The organism is Streptomyces phytophilus (assembly GCF_013870535.1).
Classification (GTDB): domain Bacteria; phylum Actinomycetota; class Actinomycetes; order Streptomycetales; family Streptomycetaceae; genus Streptomyces; species Streptomyces phytophilus.
This window is the reverse complement of the sequence record NZ_JACBXC010001226.1, coordinates 1-1,771: the sequence shown is the minus strand read 5'-3', so window position 1 is coordinate 1,771 and position 1,771 is coordinate 1. Positions and strand designations below refer to the sequence as shown.

Here is a 1,771-nt window from a genome sequence, read left to right as displayed (position 1 = left end):
CGATCCTGCCGGGCAACGGCCGCAGGATCGTCCGAGCGCTGGAGGTGATCGAGCTGACCGGCCGCCCCTTCACGGCCAACCTGCCCGCGCACGAGTCGGTCTACGACACCCTCCAGATCGGCATCGCCGTGCCGCGCCCCGAGCTGGCGGAGCGGATCGGGCGGCGTGTGGACCGGATGTGGCAGGCCGGTCTCGTGGACGAGGTGCGGCGGCTGGAAGCGGAAGGGCTGCGTGAGGGCCGTACGGCCTCCCGGGCCCTGGGGTACCAGCAGGTGCTGTCGTTCCTCGCCGGCGAGTGCACGGAAGCGGAGGCCCGGGACGAGACCGTGCGGGCCACCCGGAGGTTCGCGCGGCGGCAGGAGACGTGGTTTCGGCGCGACCCGCGCGTGCACTGGATCAGCGGCTCGGAAGCCGACCGTGACCGCCTTCCGGACACCGCGTGTGACCTACTCGAACGGTCGGTCACAGGCTGATCACGTCATGGCATCGGGACGCCTCGGTGGCACTGCGGGTGTTCCCGGCCGTGCCATCATCAAGGCGAGCTGGGAAGCCTGAAAGTCGCCGGAGGTTGGGAGGGCACGTGGCTATGGAGGCCGGCCCTCGTGACAGTCGACGGGAGCCGCAGGACGACCGGATCGCAGGGCCCGTGGCAGAGCCCGCGGACGACCTCGCGGGAGACCTCACGGAGGCGCCGGAGCCTGCGGGCCAGGAGTCGTTCCGCGAGCTGCGTCCGCCGCGGCTGCTCCGCTTCTGGCAGCTCGCCCCCATCGTCGCGCTGGCCGCGCTGGGATCGCTGATGTTCGCGTTCCCGCTGGCCTTCGAGTTCGGCGGCGGCGGTCCCGTCGTGGCGATGCTCGGGCTGCTCATCAGCTGCTGTGCCGCCGGGTGGGCCATGATGGCCGCGCGCCGGGTGGGCCTGGCGCTGCCCGGGCTGCCGCGGCGCGGCTCCGGGCGGCGGGCGGACTGGCGGATCGCGCTGCTGTACGCGGCGGCGGTGGCGGGGGTCGTCGCGCTGGCCGTCTGGCGGGTGGCCCGGCTGGGCTGACCGGCTCCCGGGCCGGGTCGCTTCCCGTCGCCGGGTCGCTTCCCGTCGCCGGGTCGCTTCCCGTCGCCGGGGCGTTGTCGGCGCGGGCGGTTACGATCGCAGGGTGAGTACCGCACAGCTGCATTTCCTCAAGGGGCACGGCACCGAGAACGACTTCGTGATCGTTCCGGACCCGGCCGGCCTCATCAGCCTGTCCACGGACGCCGTGGCCCGGCTGTGCGACCGCCGGGCGGGCATCGGCGCCGACGGCCTGCTGCGGGTCGTGCGGTCGGACGCGCACCCGGAGGGGCGGCGGATGGCCGCCGACGCGGAGTGGTTCATGGACTACCGCAATGCCGACGGCAGCATCGCCGAGATGTGCGGCAACGGCGTGCGGGTCTTCGCCCGCTACCTGCAGCACGCCGGGCTCGCGGAGACGGGCGACCTGGCGATCGGCACGCGCGCGGGAGTGCGGCGCGTGCACCTGGCGAAGGACGGTGACGTGACGGTCGGCATGGGCCGGGCGGCGCTCGCGGCCGGCCCGGACGCCGAGGTGACGGTCACGGTCGACGGGCGGACCTGGCCCGCGCGGAACGTGGGGATGGGCAATCCGCACGCGGTCGCCTTCATCGCCGACCTCGCGGACGCGGGGCGGCTGTACGAGGCACCGGGGGTCGCGCCGGCGTCGGCGTATCCCCAGGGGGTGAACGTGGAGTTCGTGGTGGACCGCGGCCCGCGGCACGTCGC

Annotated in this window: 2 protein-coding genes and 1 pseudogene; all 3 read left to right on the top strand. The window is 74.3% G+C overall.

All coding sequences use genetic code 11. From position 1 onward, the window contains the following. A pseudogene (locus H5J30_RS31020) lies at positions 1 to 473 on the top strand (tRNA dimethylallyltransferase); the annotation flags it as partial. Positions 474 to 646: 173 nt separating this feature from the next. Further along, on the top strand, positions 647 to 1,045 hold the full coding sequence (locus H5J30_RS31015) for a hypothetical protein (RefSeq protein WP_309505686.1): 399 nt from the start codon (positions 647 to 649) through the stop codon (positions 1,043 to 1,045). 103 nt (positions 1,046 to 1,148) lie between these two features. Next, a partial coding sequence (dapF, locus tag H5J30_RS31010) for a diaminopimelate epimerase (protein WP_181790831.1) occupies positions 1,149 to 1,771 on the top strand: 623 nt, incomplete at its 3' end.